This window comes from Campylobacter troglodytis, assembly GCF_006864425.1.
In the GTDB taxonomy this organism is placed as follows: Bacteria; Campylobacterota; Campylobacteria; order Campylobacterales; family Campylobacteraceae; genus Campylobacter_D; species Campylobacter_D troglodytis.
Window position 1 is genome coordinate 1 of sequence record NZ_QHLI01000136.1, and the last position, 1,774, is coordinate 1,774.

The following is a 1,774-nucleotide window of genomic DNA, read 5'->3' on the forward strand; positions in this document are numbered from 1 at the left end:
GGAACTAATTCGTCTAAATACTCAGTATAAAAGCTTAAAAGCTCTTTTAAGGATTTAAGCTCATTGGGGTTTATATACAAAGAGCGGTAGATTGAGTAGCTTGGATCATCTTTGTAGTTTGCTGTTTTATTTTTGATATTTTTATTCTTGTATGCTTCTTTTTCCTTGCTTATATACTTGTCAATTTTCCCATCAATGCCCTCAAAATACTCCAAATAAGTCTGCTTGTCCTCAGAAGCATCAAGCAAATTCAAAACCTTAAATATATCAAGGCAGGTGCTAAATTTTTCACTTTCAGTTTCTAATTCTTTGTCTTTTTTGTTTGTGAGATTAAAAATGGTTGCTTGTAGGATCCGTCTTCTTGCATAGGCATCCCATTTATTAGCTTCTTTATGTCCATTTAACACAAAATCATATCTAAGAAGAGCCCACATTAAAAATCTACTTTGAAATTTAAGAGCTTGTGCTAAGAGTTTATTTTGTGCTATAAATCCACCATCTTGATAGCTAGCACTCACAAAGGGTATGAATTCCTTGTAGTATCTTCTTTGGGCTTGTTTATTTTGAAGTTCTTTTAAATTCCCAAATTCAGTAAATCCTTTATTGTTTAAAAGCCTTAGGGTTAAAGCCTCATAGTTAATAATCATAATATTAAAAAGTTCTTGTGCCTGTGTTTGGCTAAGTGTGAATTTTATATACTCAGCCTCTCCCTTAGCGTTTTTGGTAATCTTTAACTCAGCCTCGTTTAGTCTTTTATTGTCTTTTGTGCTTTCTTTTAGGTAGCTTTGAATTTCAGTTTCGATGGATTTATTTAAATTGGCTGTATTTAAACCCTTTGTGCTATCAGCAATTTTATCAATAAGTCTTTTATATTGCTTATATTTATAGCTTGTTGTATCTTTTATGATCTTTTTAAAGCTATATTTATAGCTATCAAACTGCATCAGTTCTATTTCTATTTCATCTTTTAGCAGATCAAAAAGATAATATAAAACAAGTTTCAGCCAAATTTTATCTATCTTATCAGAGGCTATATTTATACCAATGCCAATGGTAGCATAAGAGTTTTTATCCTTATATATTTTTTCCTTAAAGCCCTCTACGCTTTGTAAAAGCTCTAAACGAAGCTTTTTATATTCATCAAGGCTAAGTTCTGTAAATTTCATCTATCTTCCTCGCTCCGATCTTTATCATAAGCATTTACAAAGGCTAATGCCAAGGCTTGATTGAAACGGTAAGCTAGGTAGGTATTTAGCCTTAAATGGGCGTTTGCTATGATACTTGCTAAATTTTGCAATAGATTAAAATCTATATGTGATTCTCCATAAGGATTATCATCAGATATTTGATGATTTCTAAAAAATATGCGTAAATACTCAAATATAGGCTGATTATTGTAAAAATTATTTTGCATAAATATGCTTTTTACCTCTAAGCCTAATTTATCCCATAAAATTTCACTTTCTTTGTCATCTAGCCAAGGACGACTTAACCCAGACATATCCCTAAGTAATTCCCCAAATCTTTCCATAATATTTTCCCAAGAATTATTATATTCTTCATAGGGCTTATCAAAGTGTGGCAATTTTAAATCCTCCTCACCCACACTCACAAGCTCCCAAAGCTCGTCATACCCTATGCCTAGCCTATCTTGCTTTGCTTTTGGGATGATTAATTCTTTTGAATTTAACTCATAGTCTTTTAAATTTAGTGCATTTATAGTGTGCCATTCTTTTTTGATGTTTTTTTCATTAAAGGGTTTGTGTATGCTGTA

2 protein-coding genes are annotated in these 1,774 nt (G+C 31.6%); both read right to left on the minus strand.

Annotation, left to right across the window (positions count from 1 at the left end):
• On the minus strand, positions 1–1,166 hold a 1,166-nt coding region (locus tag DMC01_RS12380), incomplete at its 3' end, for a hypothetical protein (RefSeq protein WP_142694490.1).
• The coding region (locus DMC01_RS14025) for a hypothetical protein (RefSeq protein ID WP_185908947.1) at positions 1,163–1,774 on the minus strand (612 nt) is incomplete at its 5' end. The genes DMC01_RS14025 and DMC01_RS12380, both read right to left, overlap by 4 nt.